This is a genomic window from Segatella asaccharophila, from assembly GCF_054687055.1.
This window is the reverse complement of the sequence record NZ_BAACAN010000007.1, coordinates 1-17058: the sequence shown is the minus strand read 5'-3', so window position 1 is coordinate 17058 and position 17058 is coordinate 1. Positions and strand designations below refer to the sequence as shown.

At 41.2% G+C, this 17058-nt stretch carries 11 protein-coding genes, 1 tRNA gene and 1 pseudogene; all 13 read right to left on the bottom strand.

Annotated elements, in window-relative coordinates; all coding sequences use genetic code 11:
* Positions 1-6: 6 nt before the first annotated feature.
* A complete protein-coding gene (locus ACYRYG_RS05755; RefSeq protein WP_460197819.1) occupies positions 7-4533 on the bottom strand; it encodes a translocation/assembly module TamB domain-containing protein in 4527 nt (1508 codons plus the stop codon).
* Between the two features lie 389 nt (positions 4534-4922).
* On the bottom strand, positions 4923-5636 hold the full coding sequence (locus ACYRYG_RS05750; RefSeq protein WP_460197818.1) for an energy transducer TonB: 714 nt from the start codon (positions 5634-5636) through the stop codon (positions 4923-4925).
* 81 nt (positions 5637-5717) lie between these two features.
* Positions 5718-6578 carry a hypothetical protein gene (locus ACYRYG_RS05745; protein WP_293418898.1) on the bottom strand — a complete coding sequence of 287 codons (861 nt, stop codon included), beginning with the start codon at positions 6576-6578 and terminating at the stop codon, positions 5718-5720.
* Positions 6579-6748: 170 nt separating this feature from the next.
* The gene (locus ACYRYG_RS05740; protein ID WP_293427574.1) at positions 6749-7630 is read right to left on the bottom strand and encodes a hypothetical protein; all 882 of its coding nucleotides are present in this window, start codon (positions 7628-7630) and stop codon (positions 6749-6751) included.
* Between the two features lie 380 nt (positions 7631-8010).
* On the bottom strand, positions 8011-8724 hold the full coding sequence (locus ACYRYG_RS05735) for an energy transducer TonB (protein ID WP_293443139.1): 714 nt from the start codon (positions 8722-8724) through the stop codon (positions 8011-8013).
* A gap of 81 nt (positions 8725-8805) precedes the next feature.
* Positions 8806-9735 (bottom strand): hypothetical protein, encoded by a 930-nt coding sequence (locus ACYRYG_RS05730; protein ID WP_293427572.1) that lies wholly within the window; start codon positions 9733-9735, stop codon positions 8806-8808.
* A gap of 91 nt (positions 9736-9826) precedes the next feature.
* Positions 9827-10708, bottom strand: coding sequence for a hypothetical protein (locus tag ACYRYG_RS05725; protein ID WP_460197817.1), 882 nt, complete (start codon positions 10706-10708; stop codon positions 9827-9829).
* Positions 10709-10993: 285 nt separating this feature from the next.
* Entirely contained in the window at positions 10994-12424 is a 1431-nt protein-coding gene (locus ACYRYG_RS05720; RefSeq protein WP_293427567.1) for a DUF6734 family protein, read from the bottom strand.
* 648 nt (positions 12425-13072) lie between these two features.
* On the bottom strand, positions 13073-13753 hold the full coding sequence (locus ACYRYG_RS05715; RefSeq protein WP_293443145.1) for an RluA family pseudouridine synthase: 681 nt from the start codon (positions 13751-13753) through the stop codon (positions 13073-13075).
* A 135-nt stretch (positions 13754-13888) separates the two neighbouring features.
* The gene (gene fabG / locus ACYRYG_RS05710; RefSeq protein ID WP_460197816.1) at positions 13889-14641 is read right to left on the bottom strand and encodes a 3-oxoacyl-[acyl-carrier-protein] reductase; all 753 of its coding nucleotides are present in this window, start codon (positions 14639-14641) and stop codon (positions 13889-13891) included.
* Positions 14642-14777: 136 nt separating this feature from the next.
* A complete protein-coding gene (locus tag ACYRYG_RS05705; RefSeq protein ID WP_293421963.1) occupies positions 14778-15368 on the bottom strand; it encodes a TetR/AcrR family transcriptional regulator in 591 nt (196 codons plus the stop codon).
* A 235-nt stretch (positions 15369-15603) separates the two neighbouring features.
* A tRNA-Met gene (locus tag ACYRYG_RS05700) sits at positions 15604-15676 on the bottom strand.
* 279 nt (positions 15677-15955) lie between these two features.
* Positions 15956-16309 (bottom strand): annotated as a pseudogene (locus ACYRYG_RS05695) (lytic transglycosylase domain-containing protein); the annotation flags it as partial.
* Positions 16310-17058: the final 749 nt, after the last annotated feature.

Sequence of the window (17058 nt, the reverse complement as noted above, 5' to 3'; positions counted from 1 at the left end):
CTCATATCATGGTTTTTCCTGGTTTGCAGCCGAATCTTTTTTAACAACCTTCGCTCCATTTTTCGCATTACGCACAAAAGGTCCGATCACGGGACTGTCTGACTTGAAATTAAAAATATCTTTAAAATGCTGTAATTTCCTTTTCCAGGTAAAACCGAAGCCATATTCGCCGATCTGACCTTCCAGCCAGTCATAATAATTATTATTATAATAAGCCCTGAGATACTGACTGGAATTCTGATTCAACCGATATTGCAGTTCCACATTATTGAAGAAGGAGTCATTACGCCTGTTCTGGTCAATCTCTGCGCCGGATGACAGTTGGCCTCCTACTATAAAACTCAAGCGGTTATTCCATAAACGCTTTGAAAATTTAAAATTATAGTCCGTATGCAACTCTCCTGCCGAATTCGTTGAGTTGTTCACAGTCATTCCCAGATCAAGCCCAAGCGAGCGAGTAGCATTGCCCGCGATCATATTGATCTCACTGTTCAGGAAAGAACTTAAGGCACTGTTCATCGTAAACTTACTGGTATTCCCATTGGTCATATACATTCCTGTAGCCAGCATGGTAACAGCAATTTTACCACGCTCTTCTATTGACATCGTATTCAACTCATCTTGAAGGGAAATATCACTGGGAGCACTGATAACAAACTGTATTCCCATCTTCTGCAGTGTCTGGGAGAGTTGTACCCCACAGACGAAATTGACGGACCTACCCAGGTCTTTCCCTTCACTCACTGAAGCAGTAACAGGCTCTGTGGCCGTAATATTCAATTTCGGATCCATCGGATCACCGGTAAACTGGATAAAGCTGCCGTTCTGAATGGTAAAGGTTTTCAAAGGGATAACCGGAAGAGAATATTTCATCTCACCGTTATTCAATGTATATTTACCAGTCAGGCGCAGATGATCCAGAGGATTATAAGTCATCGTCAGATCTCCGCCACCTTCAAGATCTATATAGTTGGAATGTATCGCATTAAGTGAACATAGGATATGAGCTGATTCATCTACCTTGATACCCAGAGTCATATCTAATCCCTGGGGCTTTGGACGATTAATGACCGTCGCGGTCGAGTCCTTAAAATCCGTGAATTTCACCAGTTCATCCAGTTCATTATCTGTCGTAAGTTCCGATTCCCTCAGGATATAGGTCATGTCCGTAGCCCCCAGGACATTGACCATCCCTCGCATCTTGAGGTTGTCCACCGGACCGTTCATTGATCCGAAAAAGTCCACGAAGGCTTTTCCATAGGCTGTGGACCGGGGATTCTCTTTTGCATTAATCAACTCAAAGTTATGGGCCCTCATGCGGATATTCAGCAGCATCCGATTCAAATCCGAGAAGTCAAAGTCTCCGGAAATATCAAGCGGACTGTTATTATAGGCAAACATCTCAAAATTTTCAAAGAGCAAATGACTTCCTACGATCCGGACAGGATCATTGGCAAAACGCATGGACACGCCGTATGGCTCACTGTATATATAAGAAGAGTCCAGATAGACTTCTCCATCCACAACGGGTTTGCTTAATGTACCCTTTACGGTCAGGTTTCCTTCTCCATAACCTTTAAAGCCAAAGAGTTGCTCAGGAATAAATCCATTGAGAAGTTGCAACGGTGCCTTCTCTAATCCCAATTTTGCATCCAGATAACCTTCGCCCTGAGAATGATAAGTGCCATCTATTGTTGCCACCTGCTGCCCGTCTTTAAGCAGAATACCATTTACCTGGTGAGAGCCATCTTCTTTCGGAACATATACGAATTCGGTGCCAATGTCCCCCATCGGGCATTTATCATAGATCATATTCTTGACATCAATATCAGAGGAAACCGACAACTGGTCTTTCGTCTGGATGACATGGAAGTCGCCATCCATCACGCCGGAAAGATCCGGGGTGTAAGGAAGTATACGGAAAAGCTTTTCCAGTTGCAGGTGATTGAGGCTGAGCGTCAGGTCCTGCAAGGCCTCGGCATTGTCATCATTAGAAAGGAGTTGGGCTCCTGTCCCATCAGGGCCTTTCAGTACCATATTGGCAGAGATACGCCGGTTATCTCCCAGAAAGACGAAGTTATCTTCATTTGCGGTAAAATGCCGATAGCCGAGAAGTGGATGGGTATCCGTCAGCCGGATACGGATACCATGCTGTTCCATCAAGGCAGACAATCCCGCATCAATCCCCAGCCTGCCTTTTTCATCATAAAGTTTAGTGCGTATATCTGATCCCTGCTCCGTAAGGTTTCCACTGGCCAGAGCCTTGAAAGTATATTGAGGATTATTCTTGTTATTAGCCACCTTCAGGCGGTATCCGATCACGTCATTCTCCGTATTGACTAAGGCCTGGATCGTATCCAGACGGACCTTATTGAAAGCCAGCGAGTCTAAATCCATATAACCGTTCAGGCCCTTGACAGGTGAGGAGGTCAAATCCATCTCCACACTCTTGAAATGATAGCCATAATGTTCAAGGACATGATAGAAGAAATTATCGTTACCGGATGTCATATAGACATGAACTGACGGGAACCGGTGATATAAGCTTTTCTGATCAATATGGCGGGCCTCAAATTGTTTTAAAGCCTCTTTTTTCAAATATCTCACCTGACTGAGAAGTTGCTTATATCCCCCTCTACCGTCCATATTCAGATGAAAATTACCACAATCTACAAAGGCATGGGTAGAATCACGGTGCGAAAGAATATCCAGATTAATATTCTCCGGACGATAGGTCTTTTTCCCATTGCTGAAGACAAGATTACTCACCAGTCCCTTTGTCATGATATAGTCCCGCTGGTCTGTAGCCAGATGGACCTCTCCCTTGAATCCCGCCGTTATCGGCGTATCAGCAATTTTCAAATGATAAAGGTCTATCTTGCTCAGGTCGGCATTCACAGATGCTTCTATCGGTTGTATACTCGTCCGGCCACGCAAGTCAATTGTTCCAATCAATAATGGATTATGACTGTCGACATAAGCGTGGATCCTTCCTCCTGAAAGTACGGCATGCCCCATGATCCCGCTGAAATCATATCCGCCAAAGGTGCATTTAAGTACCCGTGCTCTGGCCTTCAGGCTTGTATGCGAAGAGTAAATATCCGTACCTTTCCCAGTGGCAACGATGTCCCCGGAAAAAGGATGCAAACCCTGATGAGGGATAAAATGCTGTAAAGGCAAGTTCCGGGCTACTAAACTGGCATGATAGCTCATCCGGCTGACATTAATGGCTCCTTTCGCTCTCAGGCTTCCCCCACCTTGAGAAGCCATAAAATCTCCGCCGATCTGCTTCCCGTCAACAGTAAATAAGCCCTGGATGCCGATGTCATCAGGAATATTGATTTTAGCAGTTATAGAAGGATCCAATAAGGCCGTTAGAAAACGAATCTGATAAGTATGTGCATCTAATCTGACCTTCGCCCGGAAACGTTTCATATCGGTCAATGACGCCAGATAGCCATTGGCATGTAAATGGAACGCCGTTGGGAGAGTAACGGTCAGCCCACTGAAAAGAGCATATCTTCCATTGCCTCTCAAAGAACCCTGCACGCTCAGGGGATAGTTGGGCCACAAGCGTCGGAAGGTCACAGGCATCTGACCCATAAAGCGCATTAAGTCCTGTTTCCCGAACGAGCCATGAAGGGAAGCGTCCAGAATCCCTGGATGATGATCGGCAAAGGCATTCAGATCCATGTTGATCCGCACCTGTAACTCTGACTCCGGTGTCAGCAAATAAAGGTCTGGCATTCTGAACTTTAAAGAGTCTAAAGCCAGAGAGCCCTTGAATGAACGAATGATGATTCCGCTTTTCTGCTCTTTAAAATGAGATTCGAGTACTTGTATATTCAGGCTGTCACTGACATAGCGGAACTGTCGGGCATCAAAAGCCATATTATCCAAGAAGAGATGATTGAAATCCAGTCCGTTCCCCTGCGCATAAACTTCAAAGGGACGATCCATACGGAGAGAACCTCTCTGCCAGTTTAATGACCCTGCCGAATATAAACTCCGGAAAAGATCCATATACCCTTCATGAGCCGTCAGATCCCCAAATGTTGCTGTTACCCTCATGGAATCGCCCGGCAAATGCAATGTGAAAAGTGTATGATGGGCATGGAAACGATGAATATTAATCTTCCAGTGATTCGTATTAGGTGTCGTATCCGGAGGGACGGTATCACTCAAAGCTACATCAATATCTGCATCAGAAATCTCACAATGATTGACATTGACATGCTTCATATCCAAGTCTATTCCATGAGAACGAAGCTGGAGTTTCCCGATATTTCCTCGTATACGTGCTTGATGGATAAAATTAGTTGTATTGACTTTCATCCTTCTGAAACTCAACTCATCTACCATTACGCGGCCATGGAAAAGGGGCATTAACTGCACATCAGCAATAGTCCTGTCAATATCTGCAACGGTATCTTTTTCCTGAGGAACAGAATCATTCTGCTGAATAATCTTTACCCCGTCAATCCCCAGATCAAGAGGGAACACCAGGTTGACACGATGAACGGAAATATCCATACCCGTCTTCCTTGACGCATATGAAGCTACTTGATGTACAACAAAGTTTTGTACAGGAGGGAAATATAACAAAACTGTAAGGAGGACAAATAACAGCGCTACTCCCAAAATCGTTATAATGATCCCTTTCAGAACTTTTTTCATAAGCAGTAATGAGACCTGAAGAAAATTCAAGATAAAGAATCAATCAGGTTTATCTATTGCAAAGTAAAGCATTTTTTCGGAAAGATAGAAATAATTACATAATAAAATTTCTTATTTAGGAGATTTTATGATAATCGGCACAAAAGTTCGTAGAGTCTTGTTCAAAGACAGGCCTTCTACAAAACAAGAAGGCCTGTTACAGTTATAAGATTACCTTTCTCCGTATGAAATCTTATTTGTCCATTTTACAAGACAGGAACAGCCCTGTAAACGATTGAGTCAACACATTTTCCATCACGCCGGGCAGGCTTCCATCTCGGCATGGACCAGATCAGGCGGCAGGCTTCAGAGGCAATCGAAGGGGCTACTTCATTCATCACTTCGACATTGCGCACTTCGCCGTTCTTCGTGATAATGAACTTTACTACGGGAACAGTTGTGATGCCATGTTCTTCAGCCCATCTCACAGGACGACGATTCTTATGGATATATTCATCATACTTTCTATCACCTCCCTGGAATTCAGCCTTGACCTGAGGAGGGACCTTCTCTATTTTCCTTTCATTGATATCAGGGTCATCTGCCGGTATGATAGAGTCAATAAGCCACTTGTCATGGACACGGATAACCTTAACCGGAATAGCATTGGAATATTCAAATTCCTGCCCTTGATTACCATTATAACTCACTAAGTACCAGCCTTTACCGACAGATGAAACCTGTAGCATCCGAGTATCTATCTGATCCTGAGCTCGCACGATCTCATCACCATTCGTCAAGGCAGATGCTTTTCTGATGTATCGTATACAACCCTTTGTAAGATGGTTCTCCAAATACTGCACGTCTTGATTGGATACATAGCGGGTATAGAAATTACGCAAGAATTCCTCTTGCGTCATATTTTGAGCATATCCCGCAAATGGAAATGCCAGCATGAGTATAAACAACAAATTCTTCATAAAAAATTCGCTATATGAATATGTGTTTGAATTACGTTTTTCGCCATATTATTGATTCTGATCACGAAAAGGATAAAAAATCTAAGGCTCTTCTACAAAATTGGTTTTCTTTTTCTTTTCTTTGGCCTGTTGTATAAATTGCTTCCTCAAATCAAGGATATCCTGCCCCCTGCCTAATCTCTTCAATTCTTCTAATATCTTCTCCTGCTTTGCCACCTCATCCCTTTCTTCCGGCTTCAACAGACTTCTAAAGTGCTTTTCACCCCCGAGTCTGATCTTATATGGACGGACTTCATAATCCTCAATATATACCTGGGCGGTATACGGATGGATAAAGCCTTCCTTTTTCCAATGCTTATAGTACAAAGTAACCTTATAATACCACTCCCAGGGCCATACCTTATTGGGAGCCAGGCTGTCCTGGGGAATCCAGTCCTCTGTCCGGGTCATAAAATCCCGTTGCTCTATGACCGGAATAACATCTTCACGGTAATATCTGGAGAATTTATCCCGTAAAAGGGACTGGGCGATATGGAGGATCATACTGTCACGTTTTAATGGGGTCATCAGGCGTAATGACAAGACATGGGGATGATTTTCTACTCCTTTTCTACGATATACGAGGTCTATAAAGCCCGGATGGAAATTAATGAGTTCCCCAGTCTTTACAGATATATAAGCCCGGGCTGTAAAGTTACCCCAACCGGATTCCATCCTCCAGTTACTATAATAGAGGGTCACTTTATAGAATTTGTCAGACAATTTAGGATGTGGAGAAATGTCATTAGAGTCTGTATAGAATGTACTATCATTGGCAAAACTGTTTACAACGATGGAGGGATGGATATCCTCCCTGTAAAAGAGTGGAAACTTATCCTTCAGGATATTCTGGACACGCTCCACCAAAACCGCATCCCGTTCCCGTTCCGATAAGTAAGACAAATAGGTCTGCGCGCTTATGTGATTTATGCTGAAACATAAAAACACAAGCATAAAATAAATTTTGGTTCTCTTTTTCATACTTACAGTAATTAGTTCATTATGAATTTAAGCTAATACACATCTTACTCTATTGACCGGTCTTTCAATTGAAAAGAAAGACCGTCAACACGTTAGTTTTTAGGATATTTCGCTACCTCTCCATTTCTATTATAGACATATATCGCAATGGGAATACCAGACCCTTCACCGGCTGGAACTTCATGAGTAGTGTCATAATCCACGACATATCCATAGGTATCATCCGACATATCTTCTAGCATTTTCATATCCTCGTTTGAAACTCCAGGTTTTCTTTCTATTTCACCTGTCTCATGTTCAACTGATGTATGAGTATGGCAAGGGGCTATTGCAACACAGTCAAAAGGAACACCGTTGGCCTCAGGCAGAGAGGAGCCTAAATTCATGGAGGCACCAGTTCCAGAGGCTTCCTTACCATACTTAACCTGACCAATATAATAATGCTTATCACTAAGTCTATAATACAGCCAGAATCCAGATTCCTCACGACCGGAGGAGGAAGCACCTCTTAGCATTGTATCCCAGAGTCCAAATATAGCGTCCTTGATGATATTGTCTTCCATAACATTATTATACTTCTGGGCTTCTCCTAATGACTCATAAGTCAAAGCACCTACCGTTGCAGAGCCACTACCTGAGCCGGAACCGCTACCTGAACCAGATTCTGAACCAGTATCAGATCCGCTGCCACTGCCAAAAACATCGCTACCACACCCTGTACTACTACCTGATCCTGAACCAGAGTCGGAGCCGGAATCCGAACTGCTGCCTGTTACAGAAACTTCAGGCAAGGTCCACCCTATACCACATACATAGACTGCACTCTTTAGGGCCCCGTTCTTACACAGTACGTCATAAAACTCAGGAGTCATACAATCATTTGGACCGGAACCTGCTCCTGTAGTATAGGTCACAGGTTCATCTGATTGGGTCATATCTTTCAATGACTTTGAATTTTCATCATTCTTTTTCATGTTATTAGTTAATAAAAAGATCGGTTAAACAGCCTCACAAAAGAAGCTTTGTTACTTGGTTTAAATTTAAGGTTTCATGCCCCCTCCCCTTTTAATCATAAGAACCCTTTGAGTTGATATTAAGGAAAACCAACCTCACTACAACTATTTCAAACTATCCGTGTCAAATTTAATAAATATATTTACATCGTCCAAGCTTTTTTAACTCCGAATAAACCTATCAGTCAGGAGAAATATGATTTCTATAGACATTTCTCTAATAATTACTTCCAACATTCAAGCGTCCGGATCGTCTTTTACATACAATAATCCGTGATAGAACAAATACTCCATAGATTTCATAACCAGCCTGTGGCCTCGATATTTGTCTCCCTGCCATTTTACAAGACAGGAACAGCCCTGTAAACGATTGAGTCGACACATTTTCCATCACGTCTGGCAGGCTTCCATCTCGGCATGGACCAGATCAGGCGACAGGCTTCAGAGGCAATCGAAGGGGCTACTTCATTCATCACTTCGACATTGCGCACTTCGCCGTTCTTCGTGATAATGAACTTTACTACGGGAACAGTTGTGATGCCATGTTCTTCAGCCCATCTCACAGGACGACGATTCTTATGGATATATTCATCATACTTTCTATCACCTCCCTGGAATTTGGCCTTGACCTGAGGAGGGACCTTCTCTATTTTCCTTTCATTGATATCAGGGTCATCTGCCGGTATGATAGAGTCAATAAGCCACTTGTCATGGACACGGATAACCTTAACCGGAATAGCATTGGAATATTCAAATTCCTGCCCTTGATTACCATTATAACTCACTAAGTACCAGCCTTTACCGACAGATGAAACCTGTAGCATCCGAGTATCTATCTGATCCTGAGCTCGCACGATCTCATCACCATTCGTCAAGGCAGATGCTTTTCTGATGTATCGTATACAACCCTTTGTAAGATGGTTCTCCAAATACTGCACGTCTTGATTGGATACATAGCGGGTATAGAAATTACGCAAGAATTCCTCTTGCGTCATATTTTGAGCATATCCCGCAAATGGAAATGCTAGCATGAGTATAAACAATAACTTCTTCATAAAAAATTCGCTATATGAATATGTGTTTGAATTACGTTTTTCGCCATATCATTGATTCTGATTACGCAAAGGACAAAAAATCTAAGGCTCTTCTACAAAATTGGTTTTCTTTTTCTTTTCTTTGGCCTGTTGTATAAATTGCTTCCACAAATCAAGGTTATCCTGACCCCTGCCTAATCTCTTCAATTTTTCTAACCCCATCTCCTCCTCAACTACCTTATCCCTTTCTTCCGGCTTCAACAGACTTCTAAAGTGCTTTTCACCCCCGAGTCTGATCTTATATGGACGGACTTCATAATCCTCAATATATACCTGGGCGGTATACGGATGGATAAAGCCTTCCTTTTTCCAATGCTTATAGTACAAAGTAACCTTATAATACCACTCCCAGGGCCATACCTTATTGGGAGCCAGGCTGTCCTGGGGAATCCAGTCTTCTGTCCGGGTCATAAAATCCCGTTGCTCTATGACCGGGATGACATCTTCACGATAATATCTGGAGAACTTATCCCGTAAAAGGGACTGGGCGATATGGAGGATCATACTGTCACGTTTTAATGGGGTCATCAGGCGTAATGACAAGACATGCGGATGATTTTCTACCCCTTTTCTACGATATATGAGGTCTGTAAATCCCGGATGGAAGTTAATGAGCTCCCCGGTCTTTGCTAATATGAAAGCCTGGGCCGTGAACCCCCAGCAACCGAATTCACTCTCCCTGTAATTATAATAGAGGGTCACCTTATAGAATTTGTCAGACCTTTCAGGAAGTGGAGAGACGTCTGTATAGAAAGTACTGTCATGGGCAAAACTGTCTACAACGATGGAAGGATGGATATCCTCCCTGTAAAAGAGTGGAAACTTATCCTTCAGGATATTCTGGACACGCTCCACCAAAACCGCATCCCGCTCCCGTTCCGACAAGTAAGACAAATAGGTCTGCGCGCTTATGTAATTTATGCTGAAACATAAAAACACAAGCATAAAATAAATCTTGGTTCTCTTTTTCATACTTACAGTAATTAGTTCATTATAATTTAGGTAAATGCACATCTTACTCTATTGACCGGTCTTTCAATTGAAATGAAAGACCGTCAACACGTTATTTTTGAGGATATTTCGCTACCTCTCCATTTCTATTATAGACATATATCGCAATGGGAATACCAGACCCTTCACCGGCTGGAACTTCATGAGTAGTGTCATAATCCACGACATATCCATAGGTATCATCCGACATATCTTCTAGCATTTTCATATCAGGAGTTGAAACTCCAGGTTTTCTTTCGATATCACCTGTCTCATGTTCAACTGATGTATGAGTATGACAAGGGGCTATCGCAACACAGTCAAAAGGAACACCGTTGGCCTCAGGCAGAGAGGAGCCTAAATTCATGGAGGCACCAGTTCCAGAGGCTTCCTTACCATACTTAACCTGACCAATATAATAATGCTTATCACTAAGTCTATAATACAGCCAGAATCCAGATTCCTCACGACCGGAGGAGGAAGCACCTCTTAGCATTGTATCCCAGAGTCCAAATATAGCGTCCTTGATGATATTGTCTTCCATAACATTATTATACTTCTGGGCTTCTCCTAATGACTCATAAGTCAAAGCACCTACCGTTACAGAGCCACTACCTGAGCCGGAACCGCTACCTGAACCAGATTCTGAACCAGTATCAGATCCGCTGCCACTGCCAAAAACATCGCTACCACACCCTGTACTACTACCTGATCCTGAACCAGAGTCGGAGCCGGAATCCGAACTGCTGCCTGTTACAGAAACTTCAGGCAAGGTCCACCCTATACCACATACATAGACTGCACTCTTTAGGGCCCCGTTCTTACACAGTACGTCATAAAACTCAGGAGTCATACAATCATTTGGACCGGAACCTGCTCCTGTAGTATAGGTCACAGGTTCATCTGATTGGGTCATATCTTTCAATGACTTTGAATTTTCATCATTCTTTTTCATGTTATTACCTGTTATTAGTTAATAAAAGATCGGTTAAACAGCCTCACAAAAGAAGCTTTGTTAGTTGGTTTAAATTCAAGGTTTCATGCCCCCTCCCCTTTTAATCATAAGAACCCTTTGAGTTGATATTAAGGAAAACCAACCTCACTACAACTATTTCAAACTATCCGTGTCAAATTTAATAAATATATTTACATCGTCCAAGCTTTTTTAACTCCGAATAAACCTATCAGTCAGGAGAAATATGATTTCTATAGACATTTCTCTGATAATTACTTCCAACATTCAAGTGTCCGGATCGTCTTTTACATACAATAATCCGTGATAAAACAAATACTCCATAGATTTCATAACCAGCCTGTAGCCTCGATATTTGTCTCCCTGCCATTCAGGAGGGAGGAGCCGGATAATCGTGTCATACACCTCACCGTAAGGTCTTTCCTTTTCACACAGACGAAGTATATTATAACTGACATTATTCACGAGCAATTCACGGTAGCCTTTTCCGAGCAGACAGGGTGACCATACTATCGTATAATCAGGGCGGTCTTTCTCTCTATCTATTCTTCTCTTCAATAAATGCATTGCCTCTTCCGGCCAGGTATCAGGCATCTCAAAATAACTAATATAAGGAATGCTGCCCATCACATAATGGCGCTGATGGTCCAAATCGGCATTAAGAAACAGAAGGCTTTCAGCATTACCTCTTTCCAATCTGAAAAGTTCTTTTTTGCTAAGCACTTTCCATTCTCTTACCTTCTGGCTCAAGGCATTTTCATACTCTGCCATACATCTCCGTATACTGGGAACAACTTTATCCCTGCCAGATTCCTTATTACAGAATCGGGAATTACGTTCCGGGAAAAGACCAATGATGCGCCAATAATAATCTGGGTACTTTCTGAGGAGTGTTTTCGCAAGCATGTTGCAAACACGCTCATTTTGTTTGTGTCCGCCTATGATATGAAGAAGTATAGAATGGTCATATTTGTAAAAATCACAGAATTCACTATATGTATATCCATTATCCTGTACAGAATCAGGAAATATTGTTGTCACCTCTTTCTGTCTGTCCTTTGCCAATGCATAAAAGAGCATCTGCTCAAACCAGATATTATAATTTATATCTTCTGATACACAATTACACTTGTCTAGATGATTCCTCCTGATATAAGAAATTGCCAACATACTATAATCATGTATGAAACCTAAATCATTTCCTCCAATCACACCGGCATTATATGAGCCAGGAAGGGCAGAATGTAATTCTTTCGTAAAGCAGACAGGCAAGTACGGATGGCGTTTTATAATCCGCTCTATCATTCTTTCATAATAGGAAGAAGCCTTTTCAAGATTCTGGGCTACAAGTGGAGCAGACTCAATACAACGGTCCAGTCGTCTGGATATAAAGACATCGCCGTCTACATGCAGAAAAGGTTTGAGTTGTGCTGAATAAGTCTTTATTTTTGCATAAGCCCAATGCTGTGGTGGACATTCCAGATCTTGGTATACCACTTTTATATCAGAATAAGGCAGGTGTAGTATGTCCCCAAGTATATGCTTCCCTTCCTCATCAGTATACAGAACGACATTTTCATAGTTTTTCTTCAGACTCAAGCAACTGAGAGCCCAAGACATGAGATGAAACTGAGGATGAAGCCAGCCAAAACTGTCTTCAAGAAGACTTTTATGCGCCGTCCAAAGTGTCTGGACCATATTAAGGCTAATATTTTTTTGCATATTAAATTATTATCATTGGTATCAGAGCATCGCTGGTATAATAGAATCGGGTCATAAGCTAATTGTCTTCCATCCGAATAATTTTAACTGGTATAATATTAGAGCATTCAGAATTACATCATTTATCACCTTTCAGAGACTAATTAAAGGGCATAGGATACCCAAGAACAATTCACCATTACTCTGCATCGTATCAAATCTTTAATCTTCATCTTTCAGTTTTTATCACCATAATCACAAACGTAATCTTTACAACAAAAATAGACTAAATTATCATACCCTGGAGCATTTTTTAGTTCACAAAGGTTCACAAGTAGACAAAAATCACTTCACAAAGGTTCACAAAAGGATTTTTTGATGTAAAAAACAGGAAAAAATCATAATTTTCTAATCAACTTATCCAACGATGATGCAGTATCTTCCTTGTTGAATAGCTTGAAATCAGATCGGGATCTCATCATACGAGCATATTCATAATCTACTTTTCTAATTTATAAGGATAAATAGTTATCGTAATAAGAACAGTAAATAGCATGGACTTTAATCCCGCCTATAGCCATTATCCGTAATTGGCTTTGACGAGAAACAGAAGATTTGGATTTAATTATTTTATTCAAAAGACCTCTAACCTTGTGGCTTCGGAACAATCGCCTGCCATAAAGAACTATCTGGAACAGGAGCAACCACGGATATAGGTTTCTGCGACACAGGATGTATAAATTCTATCTGATGAGCCAGGAGATCTATTCCTCCACCAGGATTACTCCTTTTCGCACCGTATTTTAAATCACCTTTTATCGGACAACCTATATGAGCTAACTGGCAACGAATCTGATGGTGCCGTCCGGTCATCAAGATGACTTCAAGCAAGCAATAACGATCGGAATGTCCGATCACCTTATAACGTAATACAGCTTTCTTTGAATTTGGGACCTCATGATCATAAACATAACTCTTGTTTTGCTTCTCGTTCCTGACAATCCAGTTAGTGAGAGTCTGTTCAGGAATTTCCGGTTCCTTTTGGGTTATCGCCCAATAAGTCTTATGGACCTCACCCTTACTGAACATCATATTTAAACGGGACAGGGCCTTGGAAGTCTTGGCAAATACAACGAGACCGGATACAGGACGATCCAGCCGATGTACTACTCCTAAAAACACATTTCCTTCCTTTTTATACTTATCCTTCAAGTAAGTCTTCACCGTCTCAGAAAGAGGAATATCACCAGTCTTATCACCTTGCACGATTTCGCCACTCTTTTTTGAGACTATAATAATATGATTGTCTTCGTAAACAGGTATCAATATTGAACGGTTTTAAAGATTAACAACAGATCACTCATTTTTTCTTGCTAACAGATCGGACAAATAAAACAGACCGGTTATCAGACAAAGACCAGATCAAGCCTGAAATCTGATAACCGATCAAATATCTTCTTATTACATATTCATGCCGCCATCAACCTGGATGACCTGTCCAGAAATATAACTGGAAAGGTCAGAGGCCAGATAAAGGGCCGTGTTAGCAATGTCATCCGTTGTACCTGCACGGCGAAGTGGGATTTTACTTACCCATTCCTGACGGATCTTGTCAGGCAGAGCCTGAGTCATCGCCGTATCTATGAATCCTGGAGCTATCGCATTGGCACGGATGCCCTTTGGTCCCATTTCCTGACCGATACTTTTTGCAAGAGCGATCAGCCCAGCCTTGGAAGCTGCATAGTTGCACTGTCCTGCATGGCCGTGAACGCCAACCACTGAAGCCATGTTGATGATAGAACCCTTGCGCTGATGCATCATAACAGGCAAGCAGGCATGAATGAAATTGAAGGCACTCTTCAGATTTACAGCAATCACCGCATCCCACTGAGCTTCTGTCATTCTCAGCATCAGTCCATCCTTCGTAATACCGGCATTATTAACCAGTATATCAATACTTCCAAAATCAGCTAATACCTGCTTGATCGTTTCTTCAGTCTGAGTGAAATCAGCCGCATTACTGGCATATCCTTTTGCCTTCACGCCCAGCGCCTCAATATCCCGTTCAGTTCCTTTACCACCATGTTCTTCGTCAATGGCAAGGTCAGTAAATGCAACATTTGCACCTTCCTTGGCGAATTTCAATGCGATAGCTTTTCCAATACCGCGCGCAGCCCCTGTAATCAAGGCTGTTCTACCTGTTAATAGTCCCATGTTAAATTTTTATTGATTAAATATTAATAATTCTTATCTGATGCATCTTGGTGAAAGGATTCCCCTCATCCCCAAGAAGCAATACCATAATCGATATTCCAATGTTACACGTATCAGAGAAAATAAGATCGGATTCTCATTCCTTTCTTTTTCCTAAAGCCCCATAAACAAACTTTGCCACAATGGGTTTGCTGGATTCTTCTGTCAGACCATGACCTAACCGGCCATAAATAAAAGGAACTTCCAATCCTTTGATGCAATAATGAGTAATATCAGCAACCAAATCCACATTTTCTATATCAAATTCTCCCTCAGCTTTCCCGTCAGCATACACTTTTCTAAAAATCTCGATTTCATCTTCATCAAAGTTCTTACGGACTTTCTCAACCATCCATATATTCCGGAAAAATTCAGCACGCAGATTTCCATTCCTCATCACAGTCTCCTTAATCATACTCAAATGGGTATAAATCAATTCTATGATCTTGTCCTGAGGAAGGATCTTCTCTGATGCTACTTCATCGAGTTTATCTGACAACCGCTCCAACTCAGATTCAATGACGGCATAATAGACATCCTCCTTACTCTTAAAGTAAGTATAAAGCGTACGACGCCCCTTCCCTGATGCTACAGCAATATCATTCATCGTCGTATTGTTGAGACCATTCTTGGCAAACAGTTGTCTGGCTACATCTACTAACTTTTGCCTCGTTTTAGATATGGACATCTTTATTCCTCCGTAAATTTAGAATTGCACATTAGTTATTTGTGTGCAAATATACCCCGATTCTTCGAAAAAAACAAATTAAAATAAGCAAAAGACACCTATTTTAGGAAAAATTAGAACTAAACAAGTTTCGATATGCAATTATGTTGTTGTTGTTGTTTATATTCCACAGTTTTAAAGAAAATTAGAGAATAAAAAAACTCAGAAGCCTTTAAAAAGACTCCTGAGTTATCAGTTGCGGAGGCAGGACTCGAACGTGCGACCTCCAGGTTATGAGCCTGGCGAGCTACCAACTGCTCCACTCCGCGATATGTTACATCTCATTTCTGATTTGCGGTTGCAAAGGTAGGAATAATAATCGAAGATACCAAATTTATTGCATAAAAATTGCCACAAAAGTAATGTATTTAACATTATATAATAAACAAGCTCCTTAATAAGTAAAAAGAATCCATCATGCCAAGAAGAGAAGTACTATCTTTTATAAAATTACTAATATTTTCTCCGACGTAAATTAAAAAGCACAGAAAGAATAACAGTCATAAATAATCGCTTTTGGAACGAAAGAAAATTGTTTCTTTCAAAGATTAAAGAGCCTTCATGATAGCCAATACTTTCTCCAAATAATTCTGTGTACGCTTAATGCTAAAATGAGCGCCACCATTCCAGGATCTAATTGCACGCTCTATATCATTCAATGGATTATAAAAAGACTGGAAAATCAAAAACATCTCTTTCGATTTGGCAATGCTCCACCGATCACGTAAAGAAAACCGCTTTTTACTCCGACGCCTTCTTAATATCCGGTTACAATCAGAAACAAGTACAGGCGTAATCTGCATAACACCGACTGAAAGGCCACTGACGGCACGCGGATTCCCTTTACTTTCAACTTGAATAATGCCCTTCATTACTCGTGCCCAGTCAAAATGAGCTACACTGTCAGGAATATTGTCACCCAAAGTATCCACATCCTGACTTTCTGAAGGATCTGAAGCTTTGCCCTTCACGGTCTCAGAATTATCTTTATTGGTCAGGAAAATATCAGAGCCCTGCGTTGAGGTAGAGGAATTTGAAGTATCAGTCGTGGAACTTGAAGTCGTCCCTGTATGATCAACCACATTATTGGAATTACCAGTACTTGCCGAGGCATTTAATGTATTGAAAATAAAAATGCAAAAACATGACAAAACAATATTCTCTATTTTTTTCATCTTACTCTATTTTTAGGAACAAGAAAGAAAGGAATATACTTTGACACCAGAAATGGATGCCAACAAGATTACCTTGAACGCCTTAGTTCCAATTCATTATTTGAACGATAACACTTCAAAAACAACAGAAGTAATTATCAATTGTGACTTTTGCAAAGATACAAAAAAATATAGACTTAAGCAAGTAAGACCTTGATTAATCGCACATTACGCTGTTAAGAAACTCAAAAAAAGTGAACTTGTTATAATTTAATACATAAGTTGGTCATAATAAGGATGGTTGCCTCAACTGCATATTGAATAAAATGATATACAAAAAAGGGCAGAAGACCAAAACCATGGTTGCCTTCCCTGAAGATTGCGCGAAACCGAAAATGGTTAAAGATGCCTGAAGAACTGGTCTTCGTCAAAAAGCCTATGCCCTTAGAAGAAGAATAACCCGTGTAATTCCGGACATAAGCGGATCATTTTATAAA

Bases quoted from the DNA above. Each gene is read 5' to 3' on its own strand.
- ACYRYG_RS05720 (WP_293427567.1), bottom strand. From the start codon at position 12,424: ATGGTCCAGACACTTTGGACGGCGCATAAAAGTCTTCTTGAAGACAGT.
- ACYRYG_RS05725 (WP_460197817.1), bottom strand. From the start codon at position 10,708: ATGAAAAAGAATGATGAAAATTCAAAGTCATTGAAAGATATGACCCAA.
- ACYRYG_RS05740 (WP_293427574.1), bottom strand. From the start codon at position 7,630: ATGAAAAAGAATGATGAAAATTCAAAGTCATTGAAAGATATGACCCAA.
- ACYRYG_RS05735 (WP_293443139.1), bottom strand. From the start codon at position 8,724: ATGAAGAAGTTATTGTTTATACTCATGCTAGCATTTCCATTTGCGGGA.
- fabG (WP_460197816.1), bottom strand. From the start codon at position 14,641: ATGGGACTATTAACAGGTAGAACAGCCTTGATTACAGGGGCTGCGCGC.
- ACYRYG_RS05755 (WP_460197819.1), bottom strand. From the start codon at position 4,533: ATGGATATTTCCGTTCATCGTGTCAACCTGGTGTTCCCTCTTGATCTG.
- ACYRYG_RS05705 (WP_293421963.1), bottom strand. From the start codon at position 15,368: ATGTCCATATCTAAAACGAGGCAAAAGTTAGTAGATGTAGCCAGACAA.
- ACYRYG_RS05750 (WP_460197818.1), bottom strand. From the start codon at position 5,636: ATGAAGAATTTGTTGTTTATACTCATGCTGGCATTTCCATTTGCGGGA.
- ACYRYG_RS05730 (WP_293427572.1), bottom strand. From the start codon at position 9,735: ATGAAAAAGAGAACCAAGATTTATTTTATGCTTGTGTTTTTATGTTTC.